Source organism: Microbulbifer sp. SE14 (assembly GCF_059834885.1).
In genome coordinates this window covers 210,652-227,892 of sequence record NZ_JCBAJA010000001.1, presented here as the reverse complement: position 1 = coordinate 227,892, position 17,241 = coordinate 210,652, and the positions used below count along the sequence as shown (strand labels likewise).

At 61.6% G+C, this 17,241-nt stretch carries 12 protein-coding genes; 7 read left to right on the top strand and 5 right to left on the bottom strand.

All coding sequences use genetic code 11. From position 1 onward, the window contains the following. Positions 1 to 600: 600 nt before the first annotated feature. From AC6R19_RS00990 to gltA, 5 genes are all read right to left on the bottom strand, one after another. A complete protein-coding gene (locus AC6R19_RS00990; protein WP_500577610.1) occupies positions 601 to 1,149 on the bottom strand; it encodes a Tll0287-like domain-containing protein in 549 nt (182 codons plus the stop codon). 13 nt (positions 1,150 to 1,162) lie between these two features. Beyond that, positions 1,163 to 2,500: a cytochrome c3 family protein gene (locus tag AC6R19_RS00985; RefSeq protein ID WP_500577609.1), complete on the bottom strand. Its 1,338-nt coding sequence runs from the start codon at positions 2,498 to 2,500 to the stop codon at positions 1,163 to 1,165. Further along, a complete protein-coding gene (locus tag AC6R19_RS00980) occupies positions 2,500 to 4,551 on the bottom strand; it encodes an FAD-dependent oxidoreductase (protein WP_500577608.1) in 2,052 nt (683 codons plus the stop codon). Before AC6R19_RS00980 ends, AC6R19_RS00985 begins: the two co-directional genes overlap by 1 nt. Positions 4,552 to 4,846: 295 nt before the next feature. After that, entirely contained in the window at positions 4,847 to 5,371 is a 525-nt protein-coding gene (locus AC6R19_RS00975; protein WP_500577607.1) for a hemerythrin domain-containing protein, read from the bottom strand. A 678-nt stretch (positions 5,372 to 6,049) separates the two neighbouring features. Continuing rightward, entirely contained in the window at positions 6,050 to 7,339 is a 1,290-nt protein-coding gene (gene gltA / locus AC6R19_RS00970; RefSeq protein WP_500577606.1) for a citrate synthase, read from the bottom strand. A 622-nt stretch (positions 7,340 to 7,961) separates the two neighbouring features. Between gltA and sdhC the strand changes: the two genes are divergently transcribed. The 7 genes from sdhC to lpdA all read left to right on the top strand — a co-directional run bounded on the left by sdhC (position 7,962) and on the right by lpdA (position 17,187). Further along, on the top strand, positions 7,962 to 8,336 hold the full coding sequence (sdhC, locus tag AC6R19_RS00965; protein ID WP_500577605.1) for a succinate dehydrogenase, cytochrome b556 subunit: 375 nt from the start codon (positions 7,962 to 7,964) through the stop codon (positions 8,334 to 8,336). Further along, positions 8,330 to 8,698, top strand: a complete 369-nt coding sequence (sdhD, locus tag AC6R19_RS00960; RefSeq protein WP_500577604.1) for a succinate dehydrogenase, hydrophobic membrane anchor protein — start codon at positions 8,330 to 8,332, stop codon at positions 8,696 to 8,698. The genes sdhC and sdhD overlap by 7 nt, the downstream gene beginning before the upstream one ends. 3 nt (positions 8,699 to 8,701) lie before the next feature. Beyond that, entirely contained in the window at positions 8,702 to 10,474 is a 1,773-nt protein-coding gene (gene sdhA / locus AC6R19_RS00955) for a succinate dehydrogenase flavoprotein subunit (RefSeq protein WP_500577603.1), read from the top strand. Between the two features lie 97 nt (positions 10,475 to 10,571). Beyond that, a complete protein-coding gene (locus AC6R19_RS00950; RefSeq protein WP_500577602.1) occupies positions 10,572 to 11,276 on the top strand; it encodes a succinate dehydrogenase iron-sulfur subunit in 705 nt (234 codons plus the stop codon). Between the two features lie 191 nt (positions 11,277 to 11,467). Continuing rightward, the gene (locus AC6R19_RS00945; protein WP_500577601.1) at positions 11,468 to 14,296 is read left to right on the top strand and encodes a 2-oxoglutarate dehydrogenase E1 component; all 2,829 of its coding nucleotides are present in this window, start codon (positions 11,468 to 11,470) and stop codon (positions 14,294 to 14,296) included. Positions 14,297 to 14,340: 44 nt separating this feature from the next. Further along, positions 14,341 to 15,537 carry a 2-oxoglutarate dehydrogenase complex dihydrolipoyllysine-residue succinyltransferase gene (gene odhB, locus AC6R19_RS00940; RefSeq protein ID WP_500577600.1) on the top strand — a complete coding sequence of 399 codons (1,197 nt, stop codon included), beginning with the start codon at positions 14,341 to 14,343 and terminating at the stop codon, positions 15,535 to 15,537. A gap of 207 nt (positions 15,538 to 15,744) precedes the next feature. After that, entirely contained in the window at positions 15,745 to 17,187 is a 1,443-nt protein-coding gene (gene lpdA, locus AC6R19_RS00935) for a dihydrolipoyl dehydrogenase (protein ID WP_500577599.1), read from the top strand. Positions 17,188 to 17,241: the final 54 nt, after the last annotated feature.

The following is a 17,241-nucleotide window of genomic DNA, read 5'->3' as shown; positions in this document are numbered from 1 at the left end:
TCGATCAGGCTGTTCAGGTGGTCGTAGGCCGTATCCCCGAAGTCGTCGCACACCGCCGCGCTCGCATCCACCGCGGCCGATAGGCGAAGAAGTTCCAGTGATTGCTGGCGAAAGGCGGCGGCACATAAAACGCCTTGGGATCATCGTAGGAATAGGGTTCGGTGAGCGCATACTGCGGGTGGGTTCAACAGGGGAGGGTAGGTAGGAATCTTTGCAGATTCTGATTGGAGAGAGGGAAAAGATCGAATTAACTGTCAGAAATCTGGAGCTGGCAAGCGGTTCACAATGTCACTGCCAACGTTATCGGCAGTCGATCGATTGAAATCTGACAGGGTTCTGCGTGCGAGGGCGAACCTTCTGTTCGCCCACGGGAGGCCGGTTGAGCGAGTGGTGGCGATGCGAAGGCCCTGATACCGGGGACTCCCTTGCGAGACTGTCAGCGAGAGGGATCTCGCTGCCAAGCCTGCAGGGATGTATTCACGGCGTGTCTCGCAAGGGAGTCCCCGGTAGCAGGGGCGCCACGGCACCGGCTACAGGACCCGGGAACTGATCGTACAAGGGCGAACACAAGGTTCCCCCCACTAATTTGCTGAGAAAGAATCAGAGCGGAATCCGGATCACCACTCCGCCCATGGTCTCGCCCAGTTCGAAATCCGTGCGCGGGCTGTCGATATGGTCGTTGTGGCAGCTGACGCAGGCGGGCGATACGGCGACGTCGGGATAGATTGCGGTGAAATACTCCGTGTCGCCGAGGGTCTCGCGGCCGTAGAAGTTCTGCCCCGGATTGTCGATGACGAACTGCAGGCCCTGCTTTTCCAGCTCGGTGCGCGGCTTGTTCTGCTTGTTGATGGCCCAGAGGGAGAGCAGGGCATAGTTGAAGCCGGCTTCCTTTTCCGCCACCCGTTCGGCGCCCATGCGCATCATCTGTGCCGGCAGCGGCAGCGCCTTGTTGTCCTTCCAGTGTTCATCGGCTGCGATCACCTTCTCCTCGTTCTGCAGCCGGTTGACCACATTGTTGGTATAGCTGGCGCGGTCGGCTTCGATCACGGCAAAAATGGCATCGGCCATGCGCTCCGGCGCTATGCCCTGTTTCTGTCCGCAGGCAGTCAGCAGGGTCGCGGTGGCGACGATACAGGCAGCGATACGCATAGTCTTTCCCCTCCTATCGGGTCTCGGTTTTGGGCTGGTTGCTGTTGGCCATTCGCGCGATCCGGTCGCGGATCAGGTCGAAGGTCTCGTGCTCGGTTTCCGGTGCCCGGTCGAAGTTGCGGGCGATCAGCTTTTTGTCTGCGAGTGCGGCCAGCGCAAATTCCGCCCCATGGCAGTTCAGGCACACCGGCAGCATCTTGTCGTTGGGGCGCAGGTTGTGGTTCTGGTTGTGGTTCACGACGATGCGCTCGCCGTGAGCCTCCCGCGGCAGGTGGCAGCTGGCACAGCTGACGCCGTCGGCGGCTTCCGCGCTCCAGGATTTGAAGTGCGCTGATTCCTTGAAGGCGAGGCTGTGTTCGTCGCTGTGGCAGCCGAGGCAGGCCTCCACCGCGGCAAACTGCAGATCCGTTTCGTGGGGCTTGTGACAGCTGGCGCAGCTGAGTTCGCCGCTGGCATCCGCATGCATCGGCAGCCGCGCCAACAGTGGCGTCATTGCGCCCCCGGCAAAATCCTGCGGCAGCTGCGACGACAGGCGCATGCCGTGTTTGCCCTGGGTGAAGGCCTGGCGCTGTTTGCTGTGGCAGCTGCCACATTGGTCGACAATCTCGCGGCTGGAAAATTGCACCTGGCCTTCGGCGTGGCAGCCGCTGCAGTTGACCTCTACCCTGGCGTGGGCGCTGTCGGCCCAGGCCGCGACGATTTCAGTATTTCCTTCGCTGAGGTCGGCCTCTTGTAATTGCAGCGGCTGCTCTTGCGGGTGTTTCCCGAGCCAGGTCTGCACTGCGGTGCGCGCCGGCAGCTGTGCGTCCGGCAGCAGGTCCGGCTGGCCGACGTGGGCGATCAGGAAGTCCTCGTACAGGGTGCGGTTGTCGTGGAAGTTGTGACAGCCGGCACTGGCGCAGCTGTCGAAGGCGAAGTCCTCGTGGCTGGGGCGGTCCTCGGCGATATCGGCGTGGCAGTGGAAGCAGAAATCCCCGGCCAGGGTGACGCCCATATTCTGGGTGATCTCCGGCTTGTGCTCCGTGTGGCAAGTAATGCACTGGCGTGCATCCAGGTGGGCCAGCAATGGAGCATTGCGCGGGTCGAGGAATTTCTTGCGCGGGTGCGAGTCGTTGGCAATTTCCAGTTCTTCGGCGTGGCAGTTCAGGCAGGCCTGCTGCATGGCGTCGGGGCCGGCGAAGCCGTCGCCGTGGCAGGCGGTGCAGGCCAGCTCTATCTGGTGGTGGCCGTGGCTGGTCTCGCCGCTGATAAACAGCGTCTTGTCGGAAAACTCCAGGTTGTAGGCCACCACCGAGCCGATCGCCAGGGTGACCAGCAGGCCGTAGTGCCAGAATTTGAATTGGTATTTCATCAAAAGTAGTACACCGCCAGTATGTGATAGCCGAGAAGCGCCGGCAGGGTCCACAGCAGCGCATAGTGCACCCGCGACCACCACTTGCGGTGTTCGCGCAGTTTCAGGTCTGTCCAGTGGTGGTTGCGGGCCATAAACACCCCGACCAGGGCGCCGGTGGTGGTGGCCGCGAGGAAAACCAGCATCAGCGCCAGGTTGAGGTTCTCACCGAGGCGGAAGCCAGTGTGCACCACCAGCACCACCAGGGCCGCGCAGCCGATCACGCTGTGGAAATAGCGCCAGTGATCCACGTGTCCGTAGGTCAGTTTGCGCCAGCGCTTGCGCAGGCTGAGGGTGGCAGTGAGGACACAGAATCCCAGCAGGCTGTAGCCGCTGACCTGTTTCCAGAAGTTGTCGTACCAGAGCTTTTGCCAGTACCAGTGGGTCTGCACGCTCTCGGAGATGGGCGCCGGCGGCATGAAGGTGGCCAGCGCGATCAGGATCAGGGAGACGATCGAGGTGAACAGTATGCCGCGGGCGTGGCGCATCACCAGGTTGGGGGCGGGGGCGTCCAGAAGTTCGGCGATCAGGGGGCGGCAGCTGCCGCACACGGAGCCGGCGTTGGTGGCCTGCTGCAGGTCCATCAGGTTGCGCTTGCCCTGGGAAATGGCCGCGCAGAGTTCGCCTTTGCTGACATCGTTGCATTGGCAGACCAGATAGTTGTCGGGCTGCTCTTTGATACTGAGCGCCACTTTTTTCTGCCACAGATGGCCGTCCTGCTCGAACTGCTGCAGTGCCCGCGGGGTAATTTCCTCACCGCGTGCGACAACCTTGCGCAATTCGTTGGCTTCGTCCCAGCTGCCGATATACACGGCGCCGACAATGCGGTTGTCCTCTATTACCAGCTGGCGGTACAGCCCCTTGAAGCGGTTGCGGTATGTAAAGAGCCGGCTGCCACCGGAGTCCGCTGCACCGGCTTCGCCGCCAGGGTTTTTGGCCGCATCCAGCTCGCCGATAAGGGCGCAGGGGATATGGGCGATCTTCAACTGGATGTCGGTCAGGCTGCCGCGGTAAGGCTCCGCGGACAGGTCGGGGTTCCGCTCACGGCAAATGTGCCTGCTACAGCTCTCAACCTGCTCATAGCCGGGCCTGACAAATTGATACACCTTCTGTACAAATTCGGCGCACTCGCCCACGGCGTAGATGTCGGGGTCGGAAGTTTGCAGCCACTCGGAAACGACAATACCTCGATCTGTCATCAGCCCGCACTGGCGCGCCAGGTCAATTTCCGGGTGAATGCCGGTACACAGGACGACCGCTTCGGTCTCCAGTGTATCGCCGCTGGCAAAGCGCAGCTGGCACGCATCCTTTTCGCCATCGATCGCGGTCAGGGCATCGCCGATCTTGAGTTCTATGCCGAGGGCGCTCAGTGCGGACTTGAGGTAGTCCTCGGCCTCTTCGTTCAGCATGCCGCTGAGCAGGCGAGTACGGGATTGCAGCGTAACCCGGTTTTTCTGTGTCTTCAGTGCGGCGGCCGCCTCCAGGCCCAGTGCGCCGGCGCCGACAACACAGATATGCAGGTTCTGATCGCGCAGTTGAATCAGGGTTTCCGTATTGCGCAGGCTGCGGAAGGGATACACACTTTCCTGCTCGGCGCCGGGAATCTGGGGAATGGTCGGGTTGGAGCCGGTGGCGAGGATCAGCTTGGAATAGGGTTGTACCCGCCCCGTTACATCCGTAACGGTTTTATTGGCCCTGTCGATGGCAACAATCCGGCGATCGATGAATTCGGCCAGCCTGCCATTGCTTTCGCCGAGTATGGGGTTGTCGATATCGGACAGGGAAAGCTGTTCGGAAAGGTATTGGGAAAGCTTAACCCGGTTGTAGGGCGATTCGGCCTCGGCACCGAAAATCACCACCTGCGCATCATCACTGTATTCGAGCAGCTTCTGCGCGCAGCGCACGCCCACCGGGCCGGTACCGATAACGACATAAACCGGGTAGTCGGTATCAATTGTCTCCGAGCGAACTGGCGACTCGTGCGGGGCAAGGGGATCCTCAAGTTCAGCCATGCCGCTCCCCGGAAATACTGGCTCTCATCAATGGCTCTGCCTTGTTGTGATTCGTTGTATTGATGGGCCCTCAGGGCTGGGGTCAAAAATTTTATTTTTTGATTTTTAGAGGATTCTAATGCCATTTTATTAAAATAAAAAGAAACAAAATTTTGACTATGGGATTGTGGGTGACCACTTACCGGAGGGCGTCGGGAGTAATTTTCCGGCGGGCGATACGGAAATATCGGAAGGGGATGAGAGTCAGGTGGCCCGGTTGCCGGCGCCACCCTGCGGAGAAAACTGTGGTAACTATTTATGAGGGCTGGTAGAGGGTGTACAGCTCGTCTTCCTCCAGGGACACGCGACGGGTCAGCGCTTCGCCGATTTTCTGGTAGTCGCGGCGGAAGTCCCGCACCATTTCCGGGGTAAAGGCCTCGTGGGTGTAGCGTTTGCAGAACTGCACCACCGCAGTGGCTATCTCGTTCATGTCCGTGCGGAAATCCTTGACGATCTGCAGCGTGTGCACGTCTTCGGCCAGGGCCTGTTCCAGATAGACGTAGAAACGCACGTTTTCCTTGATCAGGTGGGCCTGGAAGCCGGATTTGAACAGGGTCAGCAAGTGGGCCAGTTGGCGGAAGTTCTGCTGTTCGAAACCCTCAGACCAGATGCGCTGGAAAATTTCCACCAGGGCCTGGTGGTCCTTTTTCAGTGCGCTGATCAGGGTGGGATCATAGGAAATAGTGCGAGTGGGCTTTGCTCCGGTGTGCGTACTGCGGGTGTACTTCTCCTCATCCACCTGGCTGTCGCCCCGGAACAGGTCGGAAATAAAGCTGAACATTTTTCTACCCTTGAAGTATTTGTTGTTGGAGAGTCGTCATGATTGCCGGTGACGGCTGGCTGGGCGTTGAGAATAGCGCCAGTCTTTCGGGATGTCATCGGAATTGTGATGTGCATCTCGGAAACTCTGGCCTGTTCGTTTTACCGGACTTGGCAGTCCCTGTGTCTGGCAAAAGTAGACGAGGTTTAAATGCGCTGCCGAATTGTTCGATTAATTTTGAGATTTGCATCACACTTTCCATTGTTGCTGGCGTCTTCTTTAGGGTCTTGATGCCGCGGCTCTAGATGAGTGCCTTCAACAGGTGCGGGGGCACTCCCGTTGTGAATGGCGGCAAATGTACCACATGGGGATTCCCGAGAGCGCTGTTCCCGGTGGCTGGTGGTCTTTTTGTGACGGATATCTGAATTTTCTTTCAGCGCAACAGCTTCCCCCTGTTGCCAGTAAGAAATGCCTGGGCGGCCCTGCTGCCGGTGGCCACCTGACAAAAAACCTCATCGGTAAACATTTGCCAGGTGGCCACCGGCATCAGGGCCTTCGCGTCTGGCTCCGCTATTCTTTCCCGAGTCCCGAGTCCCGAGTCCCGAGTCCCGAGTCCCGAGTCCCGAGTCCCGAGCAGTTGCCGGCAGCTATAAAAAAACCCGGCTCGGCCGGGTTTTTGTCTTTTGCCCTCAGCGAGCGTCAGCGCTGATCGAGCGGAACATAGTCGCGCTCGGTATGGCCGGTGTACAGCTGGCGCGGGCGGCCGATCTTGTAGGGGTTGGAGATCATCTCGTTCCAGTGGGCGATCCAGCCGGCAGTGCGGCCGGTGGCGAAGATCACGGTGAACATGTCGGTGGGAATGCCGATCGCCTTCATGATGATGCCGGAATAGAAGTCCACGTTGGGGTAGAGCTTCTTCTCCACGAAGTAGTCGTCTTCCAGGGCGATCTTTTCCAGCTTCTTGGCGATCTTCAGCAGCGGGTCCTCGGACACACCCATGGCGTCGAAGACTTCGTCGCAGATACCCTGCATTACCCGGGAGCGCGGGTCGAAATTCTTGTATACGCGGTGGCCGAAGCCCATCAGGCGGAAGGGGTCATTCTTATCCTTGGCACGCTTGACGAACTCCTCGATACGGCTCTCGTCGCCGATCTCCTGCAGCATGTCCAGTACCGCCTCGTTGGCGCCGCCGTGCGCCGGTCCCCAGAGGGCGGCGATGCCGGAGGAGATGCAGGCGAAGGGGTTGGCGCCGGAGGAGCCGGCCAGGCGCACGGTGGAGGTGGAGGCATTCTGCTCGTGGTCGGCGTGCAGCAGGAAGATCACGTCCATGGCCTTGGCCACCACGGGGTCTATCTTGCTCGGCTCGCAGGGGTTGCCGAACATCATGTGCAGGAAGTTCTCGGAGTAGCTGAGGCTGTTGTCCGGGTACATGAACGGCTGGCCCTTGGAGTGCTTGTAGCACATGGCGGCCAGGGTCGGCATCTTGGCGATCAGGCGGTCCGCGGAGACCTTGCGGTGCTCGGGGTCGGTGATATCGAGGGAGTCATGGTAGAAGGAGGCCAGGGCCCCGACCACGCCGCACATCATGGCCATCGGGTGGGCGTCGTAGCGGAAGCCCTTGAAGAAGTTCACCAGGGACTCGTGCACCATGGTGTGGTTCATGATGCTGTCGACGTATTCCTTCTTCTGCTCGGCGTTGGGCAGTTCGCCGTTCATCAGCAGGTAGCAGGTTTCCAGGTAGTCGGACTTCTCCGCCAGCTGCTCGATGGGGTAGCCGCGGTGCAGCAGTACGCCCTTGGCGCCGTCGATAAAGGTGATCTTGGATTCGCAGGCGGCGGTGGACACAAAGCCCGGGTCGTAGGTGAATAAGCCCTTGCCGGTCAGGCTGCTGACATCGACAACGTCGGGGCCAAGGGTGCCGGAGAGTACGGGCATCTCGATAGTGCCGTCGACACCGTCGACCGTGAGTTGCGCTTTCTTATCGGACATTGCGGACTCCTAAAACTGTTCTTATGCCGCCTTTCCCTGTCCCTTTATGCCGGGAAAGGGGCGGTAGCGGGCTTTTGAGCGGGGCCAAACTTAAGTTGCGCGCCGCAAATTGTCAAACCAAAAGGGGTGGACGGCCGGTCCCGCAACGACAGGATATCCGGCCTCCCGCCCCGGTGGCAGAGGAATTGCCTGGCTCCCCGCCTTATTGTCCGTGGATATTCCGCGACCGCCGCGGCGTCTCCTGACTAGCGGCCAAGGTGGTAAAAGGCCCAGTATAGATGAGGCGTTCGTTGTGTTTTGGGGGCCGAATGCCTATAATCCGCGCGGCTTGCGCCATGGTAAGGCCACTTTGTACAAGGCTTCAGCAGGTCGTGCGCAAAGTGATCAGCAAGCAGGGCACCTCTAGAAATCCTGGTGAGCAGCTGGCTGGTGGTGGCTGCCGGAGCGGAGCAAGCGGAGTGTACTTTAGTACATGAGCATTGCGACCGGGCTGGCGCACCAGCACCGCCGGACGCCGCCAGGCGCACGCGCAGTAGGTTTGTAGAGATGCCCGGAAACTCGCCCCTCCATTTGAAAAGCTATACGGGCGCCCCGTCGTTCAGGGCAACAAGGTGTTTTTCCTGTGAACAAAAACAGACCTGTCAATCTAGACATCTCCACTATCAGTCTTCCCGCTGCCGCTCTGGTTTCCATCCTGCATCGTATCTCCGGCGTAGTCCTCTTCGCTGTGGTGGCACTGCTCCTGTGCATGCTCGATGCGAGCCTGGAATCCGAGCAGGGTTTCGCCGACACGGCGGCGGCCTTCAGCAGCATTCCCGCCAAGCTCATCCTTTGGGTCTCCCTGGCGGCTCTCATCTACCACCTGGTGGCGGGCATTCGCCACCTGCTGATGGATCTGGGGATCGGTGAATCCCTGGAAGGCGGTCGGCGCGGTGCCGTAGCGGTGCTGGTCGTCTCCGTAGTTCTTATTCTGCTGGCGGGGGTATGGATATGGTAACCACAATCACAAGTTTCGGCCGCAGCGGCACTTTCGACTGGCTTTACCAGCGTATCAGTGCGGTCATCCTCGCGGCTTATACCTTCTTTATAGTAGGTTTCATTTTTCTGAGCGACGACTTCAGTTACCAGACCTGGTCTGCCCTGTTCGAGCAGCGCTGGATGCGCGTGTTCACCCTGGTGGCCCTGCTGGCCACCGTGGCGCACGCCTGGATCGGCCTCTGGTCGGTGCTTACCGACTACATCACCAACCGCCTGATGGGCCCCAAGGCCACCGCGATCCGCATTGTGATCGAGGTGCTGCTGGCTGCGGTTGCCGTGTTCTACACGGTGTGGGGCATTGAAATTCTTTGGGGTGTGTAACTGATGGCGAACATGCGAACTATTTCTTTTGACGGGATTGTAATCGGCGGCGGCGGTGCGGGCATGCGCGCGGCCCTGCAAATGGCCCAGTCCGGCTTCAAGACGGCGGTGATCACCAAGGTGTTCCCGACCCGCTCGCACACCGTGTCCGCCCAGGGCGGCATCACCTGCGCCATCGCCAGTGCGGATCCGCAGGACGACTGGCGCTGGCATATGTACGACACCGTCAAGGGCTCCGACTATATCGGCGACCAGGATGCCATCGAGTATATGTGCTCCGTGGGGCCGGAGGCGGTGTTCGAGCTGGAGCACATGGGCCTGCCTTTCTCCCGCACCGAGGAGGGCCGCATCTACCAGCGTCCCTTCGGCGGCCAGTCCAAGGACTTCGGTCGCGGCGGCCAGGCCGCCCGCACCTGTGCGGCCGCTGACCGCACCGGCCACGCGCTGCTGCACACCCTGTACCAGAACAACGTCAAGCACGACACCGTATTCCTGAACGAGTGGTTTGCGATCGACCTGGTGAAGAACCAGGACGGCACCGTGGTGGGTGTGATCGCCCTGTGCATCGAAGACGGCGAAGTGGTCTTCATCAAGTCCAAGGCCACCGTATTCGCCACCGGCGGTGCCGGCCGCATCTACGCGTCGACCACCAATGCCCACATCAACACCGGCGACGGCGTGGGTATGGCCCTGCGCGCCGGCCTGCCGGTGCAGGATATCGAGATGTGGCAGTTCCACCCCACCGGTATCCACGGTGCCGGCGTGCTGGTGACCGAGGGTTGCCGCGGTGAGGGCGGTTACCTCATTAATAAGGATGGCGAGCGCTTCATGGAGCGCTACGCCCCCAACGCGAAGGACCTGGCCTCCCGCGATGTCGTGGCCCGCTCCATGGTCCTGGAGATCCTCGACGGCCGCGGCGCCGGCCCCAATGGCGACCATGTATTCCTGAAGCTCGATCACCTGGGCGAGGAAGTGCTGCACAGCCGCCTGCCGGGTATCTGTGAGCTGGCCAAGACCTTCGCCCACGTGGATCCGGTCAAGGACCCGATCCCGGTGGTGCCCACCTGCCACTATATGATGGGCGGTATCCCCACCAATGTGCACGGCCAGGCCCTGACCCAGGACGCCGCCGGTAACGACCAGGTGATCGACGGCTTCTACGCCTGCGGCGAGGTGGCCTGCGTGTCCGTACACGGCGCCAACCGCCTGGGCGGCAACTCGCTGCTGGACCTGGTGGTCTTCGGTCGCGCCTCTGGCCTCTTCATCGAGCAGGCCCTGCGCGAGGGCATCGAGCACCGGGAGGCCTCCGAGTCCGACATCGAGGCGGCCATGGTGCGCCTGAACCGCCTGGAGAACACCAACGACGGCGAATCGGCCGCGAGTCTCCGCACCGAGCTGCAGAACGTGATGCAGAACCACTTCGGCGTATTCCGCCGCGGCGACTATATGGCCGAGGGCGTGAAGAAGCTGGAAGACCTGCGCGAGCGCATCGCCAATGTGCGCCTCACCGACAAGAGCCGCGCCTTCAACACCGCCCGCATCGAGGCCCTGGAGCTGCAGAACCTGCTGGAAGTGGCCGAGGCCACGGCGATTGCCGCCGAGGTGCGCACCGAGAGCCGCGGCGCCCACGCCCGCGAGGACTTCCAGGAGCGCGACGACGAGAACTGGCTGTGCCATTCCATGTTCTTCCCGGCGGAGAAACGCGTCGGCAAGCGCGCGGTCAACTTCGCGCCCACGACCATGGAAGCCTTCGAGCCGAAAGCTCGGACTTACTGATTCTGTAGGAGCGGCCGTTGGCCGCGAATGATGTTGAGGAAACCCCAATACTGATCGCGGCCAAGGGCCGCTCCTACAAAGACACTGGATGCAGAGTATGTTGAAAGTAAGCATTTACCGTTACAACCCGGAGACCGACAAAGCTCCCTACATGCAGGACTACGAGCTGGACACCCAGGGCAAGGACCTGATGGTGCTGGACGTGCTGGAACTGCTGAAAGCCGAGGACCCGACCCTGTCCTTCCGCCGCTCCTGCCGCGAGGGCGTGTGCGGTTCCGACGGCATGAACATCTCCGGCCGCAATGGCCTGGCCTGCACCACGCCCATCTCTGAAGCGGCGCGCAAGGGCAAGCTGGTGCTGCGCCCGCTGCCGGGCCTGCCGGTGATCCGCGACCTGGTGGTGGATATGGAGCAGTTCTACGAGCAGTACAAGAAGATAGAGCCCTTCCTGCAGAACGACTCCCCGGCGCCGGCGATCGAGCGCCTGCAGAGCCCGGAAGAGCGCGAGAAGCTGGACGGCCTCTACGAATGCATTTTATGCGCGTGCTGTTCCACCGCCTGTCCGTCTTTCTGGTGGAACCCGGACAAGTTCATCGGCCCGGCCGGCCTGCTGCAGGCCTACCGCTTCCTGGCGGACAGCCGCGACGAGGCCACCGACGAGCGCCTGTCCAAACTGGACGACCCCTTCAGTGTCTTCCGCTGCCACGGTATCCAGAACTGTGTGAACGTGTGCCCCAAGGGTCTGAACCCTACCCGCGCTATCGGCCACATCCGCAATATGCTGCTGGCCCGCGCGGTATGAGGGCCAGCAGCCCAAGCCCGGTTGAGCCCGCGCCTGCGGGCCCGGCGCCAACGGCGGCGCCTATCTAACGACGAGAAAGCTGGCCAACGAGCCGGCCGTAATTGGAAAGGGGAGACAGCGTCGCGCGTCTCCTTTTTCGTGAGTGAAAGAAAAGCGGAGGGTCGCTCCCTCCCATCGAGGTAGGCATCAACATGCACGAAAGTACCATGGAGCAGCTGTGGCGTAGCTCCCATATCTCCGGGGGCAACGCCGCCTATGTGGAGGAACTGTACGAGACCTATCTGCACGACCCCAACGGCGTGCCGGGGGAATGGCGCAGTTACTTCGACAGCCTCCCGCGGGTAAACGGTGTCGGCGACGTCTCCCACGCCGCGGTGCGCCACCACTTTGAGCTGCTCGCCAAACACCGCACCCGCCCGCTGGCCGCTCCCGGTGCCGGCGCCATCAATGTCGAACACGAACGCAAGCAGGTCAAAGTCCTGCAGCTGATCAACTCCTATCGCCACCGCGGCCACAAGAAGGCCACCCTGGACCCGCTGGGCCTGATGGCGCGGGAGCAGGTGCCGGACCTGCAACTGAATTACCACGGCCTCACCGAGGGCGACTTCGACACCACCTTCCAGACCGGCGATCTCTTCTTCGGCAAGGAGGAGGCCACCCTGCGCGAGATCGTCGAGGGCCTGGAGCGCACCTACTGCGGCAACCTGGGTGCGGAGATCATGCACCTGTCCAACCTGGACGAACAGCAGTGGTTCCAGCAGCGCCTGGAGCGCAGCCAGTCCAGGCCCAACTTCGGTGCCGATATCCAGACCGAAATCCTGCAGCGCCTGTCGGCGGCCGAGGGCCTGGAGCGCCACCTGGACTCCAAGTACCCGGGCACCAAGCGCTTCGGCGTCGAGGGCGGCGAGAGCCTGATCCCGATGCTGGACGCCCTGATCCGCCGCTCCGGCACCTACGGTGTCAAGGAAGTGGTCATGGGCATGGCCCACCGCGGCCGCCTGAACACCCTGGTCAACATCCTGGGCAAGAACCCGGCGGACCTGTTCGAGGAGTTCGAGGGCAAGAAGACCCTGGATACTTCCGGCGACGTCAAGTACCACCAGGGTTTCTCCTCCAACGTGATGACCCCGGGCGGCGAGGTGCACCTGGCACTGGCCTTCAACCCCTCGCACCTGGAGATCTGTGCACCGGTGGTCGTCGGTTCCGTGCGCGCCCGCCAGGACCGCCGCAACGACCCGACCGGTGAAAAGGTGCTGCCGATCAACATCCACGGCGATGCCGCCTTCGCCGGCCAGGGCGTGGTGCAGGAAACCCTGCAGATGTCCCAGACCCGCGGTTTCTATACCGGTGGCAGCATTCATATCGTGCTGAACAACCAGGTGGGCTTCACCACCAGCAAGCGCGAGGACGCCCGCTCCACCGAGTACTGCACCGACGTAGCCAAGATGATCGACGCCCCGGTGCTGCACGTGAACGGCGACGACCCGGAAATGGTCGTGCTGGCCGCGCTGCTGGCGGTGGACTACCGCTACGAGTTCAAGAAGGACATCGTCATCGACCTGGTGTGCTACCGCCGCCGCGGCCACAACGAGACCGACGACCCGTCCGGCACCCAGCCGCTGATGTACCAGGCGATCCGCAAGCACAAGACCACCCGCACCCTGTACGCGGAAAAGCTGGTCAGCGAGGGTGTGATCGACAAGGCCACCGCCGACAAGCTGGCCAGCGACTACCGCGACAAGCTGGATAAAGGTGAAGACGTGGCCACCGGCCTGGTGAAGCAGCCGGATTCCTCCATGTTCGTGGACTGGACCCCCTACCTGAACCACGACTGGCTGACCCCGGCGGATACCGGCTTCCCGCTGCCGAAACTGAAGGATGTGGCCAACCGCATGACCACCGTGCCGGACGGCATAGTGATGCAGCGCCAGGTGGCGAAGATCTACGAGGACCGCCGCAAGATGGCCGGCGGCGCCCTGCCGCTGAACTGGGGCATGGCCGAGACCCTGGCCTACGGCACCCTGCTGGAAGAGGGCTACCTGGTCCGCTTTACCGGTGAGGACGTCGGCCGCGGCACCTTCTCCCACCGCCACGCGGTGCTGCACAGCCAGAAGGATGGCCAGTGCTATGTGCCGCTGCAGAATATGTATGAGGGGCAGCCGCCTTTCTACATCTACGACTCGCTGCTGTCGGAAGAGGCGGTGCTGGCGTTCGAGTACGGCTACGCCACCACCACGCCGAAGTCGCTGGTGATCTGGGAGGCCCAGTTCGGCGACTTCGCCAACGGCGCCCAGGTGGTGATCGACCAGTTCATCACCTCCGGTGAGCACAAGTGGGGCCGTATGTGCGGCCTGGTGATGCTGCTGCCGCACGGCTACGAGGGCCAGGGGCCGGAGCACTCCTCCGCGCGCCTGGAGCGCTTCATGCAGCTGTGCGCCGAGCACAATATTCAGGTGTGCAACGCCACCACCCCGGCGCAGATCTTCCACCTGCTGCGCCGCCAGGCGGTGCGCCCGATGCGCCGCCCGTTGGTGATCATGAGCCCGAAGTGGATACTGCGGCACAAGCTGGCCACTTCCAGCCTGGAAGAACTGGCCAACGGCAGGTTCCACAACGTCATCCAGGACGACGGTGTGGATCCGGCCAAGGTCAAGCGCCTGATCCTCTGTTCCGGCAAGGTCTACTACCATTTGCTGGAAGCGCGCATGGAGCGCGAGCAGGAAGACGTGGCCTTTGTGCGTATCGAGCAGCTGTACCCCTTCCCGGACGAGGAGTTCGTGGAGGCGGTGTCCGCCTACAAGAACATTGAGAGCGTGGCCTGGTGCCAGGAAGAGCCGATGAACCAGGGCGCCTGGTATCACAGCCAGCACCACCTGCGCCGCCTGCTGGCGGAGACGCACCCGAAGCTGGATCTGCAGTATGTGGGTCGCGAACCCTCCGCGGCACCGGCGGCGGGCTATATGTCCACGCACCTGGAAGAACAGAACAAGTTCATCAACGAGGCGCTGACCGTCAAGTAAGGCGGCAGTAATTAGTGAAGAGTCAATCTCAGGAAACAGGAACAATGACGATCGAGATTAAAGCGCCAACTTTCCCGGAATCCGTTCAGGACGGCACCGTTGCCACCTGGCACAAGAAACCCGGCGAAGCCGTGTCCCGCGATGAACTGATCGTGGATATCGAAACCGACAAAGTGGTATTGGAAGTTGTCGCTCCGGCTGACGGCGCCATCAGCGAAATCCTCAAGGACGAGGGCGATACCGTCCTGTCCAATGAAGTGATCGCCAAGTTCGAGGAAGGCGCCGGCGGCGGCGCCGCGCCGGCGGAAGAAAAGGCCGAGGAAAAGGCGGAAGAGAAGCCCGCTGCCGAAGCGGCCGGCGAGAAAATCGCCATGCCGTCTGCCAAGAAGATGGCGGCGGAGAAGGGCGTCGACCTGGGCGGTGTCGAGGGCACCGGCAAGGGCGGCCGCGTCCTGAAGGAAGACGTGATGAAGGCGGGCACCGCGCCGGCCGCCGCCGCACCGGCCGCCGCTGCGGAAGTGACCGTGGCCCCGGGCGAGCGCGTTGAGAAGCGCGTGCCCATGACCCGCATGCGCAAGCGCATCGCCGAGCGCCTGCTGGATGCCTCCCAGTCCACCGCCATGCTCACTACCTTCAACGAAGTGAACATGAAGCCGGTCATGGACCTGCGCAAGAACTACAAGGACCTGTTCGAGAAGGTGCACAACGGCACCCGCCTGGGCTTTATGGGCTTTTTCGTGAAGGCGGCGGTAGAGGCGTTGAAGCGCTATCCGGCGGTGAACGCGTCCATCGACGGTGACGATATCGTCTACCACGGCTACCAGGATATCGGTGTGGCGGTTTCCTCGCCAAAGGGCCTGGTGGTGCCGATCCTGCGCAACGCCGAGAACATGGGCCTGGCGGATATGGAGAACAGCATCCGCGACATGGGCGTGCGCGCCCGCGACGGCAAGCTGTCCATCGAGGAGATGACCGGCGGTACCTTCACCATCACTAACGGTGGTGTCTTCGGCTCCCTGCTGTCCACCCCGATCCTGAATCCGCCGCAGACTGCCATCCTGGGTATGCACAAGATCCAGGAGCGCCCGATGGCGGTAGACGGCAAGGTGGAAATCCTGCCGATGATGTACCTGGCGCTGTCCTACGACCACCGCCTGATCGACGGCAAGGAAGCGGTGGGCTTCCTGGTGGCGATCAAGGAGATGATCGAGGACCCGGCCCGTATCCTGCTTGAGGTTTAAGGGGGCTTTTTTCTAGCTCCGTGGCGGCGCTGCTGCCGGTGGCCGTCCGGGAAAAAGCCTCATCGGTCTATTTACCGGCCACAGGCGCCTTTCCCGGACGGCCACCGGCATCAGCGTCTTCGCATCAACTTCGGTGATGTCGCAAAGCTCGATGTAGGAGCCTGCTCGCAGGCCGCAAGTAAATTCACAAAATATCTGGAACAGACCATGTCGGAAAAATTTGACGTAATCGTAATCGGCTCCGGTCCCGGGGGTTATGTCGCCGCCATTCGCGCCGCGCAACTGGGCCTGAAAACCGCCTGTGTGGAAAAGTGGACCAACAAGGAAGGCAAGGTGGTCAACGGCGGCACCTGCCTGAACGTCGGCTGTATCCCGTCCAAGGCGCTGCTGGACAGCTCCTGGAAATATCACGAGGCCAAGGACGCTCTCGACGTACACGGCATCGACACCGGCAAGGTGAAGATCGACGTCAAGAAAATGATCGAGCGCAAAGACGGCGTCGTGAAGCAGATGGCCGGCGGTGTGGCCAGCCTGTTTATGGCCAACAAGGTCACCTCCATCGAGGGCACCGGCAAGCTGCTGGCCAACAAGAAGGTTGAAGTTACCGACCACGACGGCAAGGTGACCGTTTACGAAGCCGACAATGTGATCCTGGCATCCGGTTCCGTGCCGGTAAACATTCCGCCGGCCCCGGTGGACAACAAGATCATCGTCGATTCCACCGGCGCGCTGGAATTCACCGAGGTGCCGAAGCGCCTGGGCGTGATCGGCGCCGGTGTTATCGGCCTGGAGCTGGGTTCCGTCTGGAATCGCCTGGGCAGTGATGTAGTGGTGCTGGAAGCGTTGGATAACTTCCTGGCGATCATGGACCAGCAGATTGCCAAGGAATCGCAGAAGATCCTGAAGAAGCAGGGCCTGGACATCCGCCTGTCCTGCCGTGTCACCGGCACTGAAGTAAAGGGCAAGGAAGTTGTTGTCACCTATGAGGACAAGGACGGCAAGGAGCAGCAGGAAACTTTTGACAAGCTGATCGTATGTGTGGGCCGTCGCCCCTACACCGAGGGCCTGCTATCCGAGGACGCCGGTGTGAAGCTGGACGAGCGCGGCTTTATCTATGTCAACGACCTGTGCATGACTTCCGCGCCGGGCGTCTGGGCGGTCGGCGACGTGGTGCGCGGTCCGATGCTGGCACACAAGGCGTCTGAAGAAGGTGTGGTAGTTGCAGAGCGTATCGCTGGCCAGAAGCCGATGATGAATTACGATGTGATTCCGAACGTGATCTACACCCACCCGGAAATCGCGGCTGTCGGTCGCACCGAGGAACAGGTTAAGGCAGACGGCGAACCCTACAATGTAGGCGTTTTCCCGTTCGTCGCCTCCGGCCGCGCTGTGGCCGCAAACGAAACCGCCGGTATGGTGAAGCTCATCGCGCATGCGGAGACCGATCGCGTACTGGGTGCGCATATCGTCGGCCCGTCTGCAGCGGATCTGGTGCAGCAGGTGGCGATCGCGATGGAGTTTGGCTCCAGTGCGGAAGATATCGGTATGACAGTGTTCGGCCATCCGACCCTGTCCGAAACCGTGAAGGAAGCGGCGCTGGCGGTGAACGGCCACGCGATCCATATCGCCAACCGCAAGAAGCGCAAGTAAGCGGATTTTCGATGCCGGGGTGCTGGTTAAGTTCAACTAGGCGCCCCGGTTTCA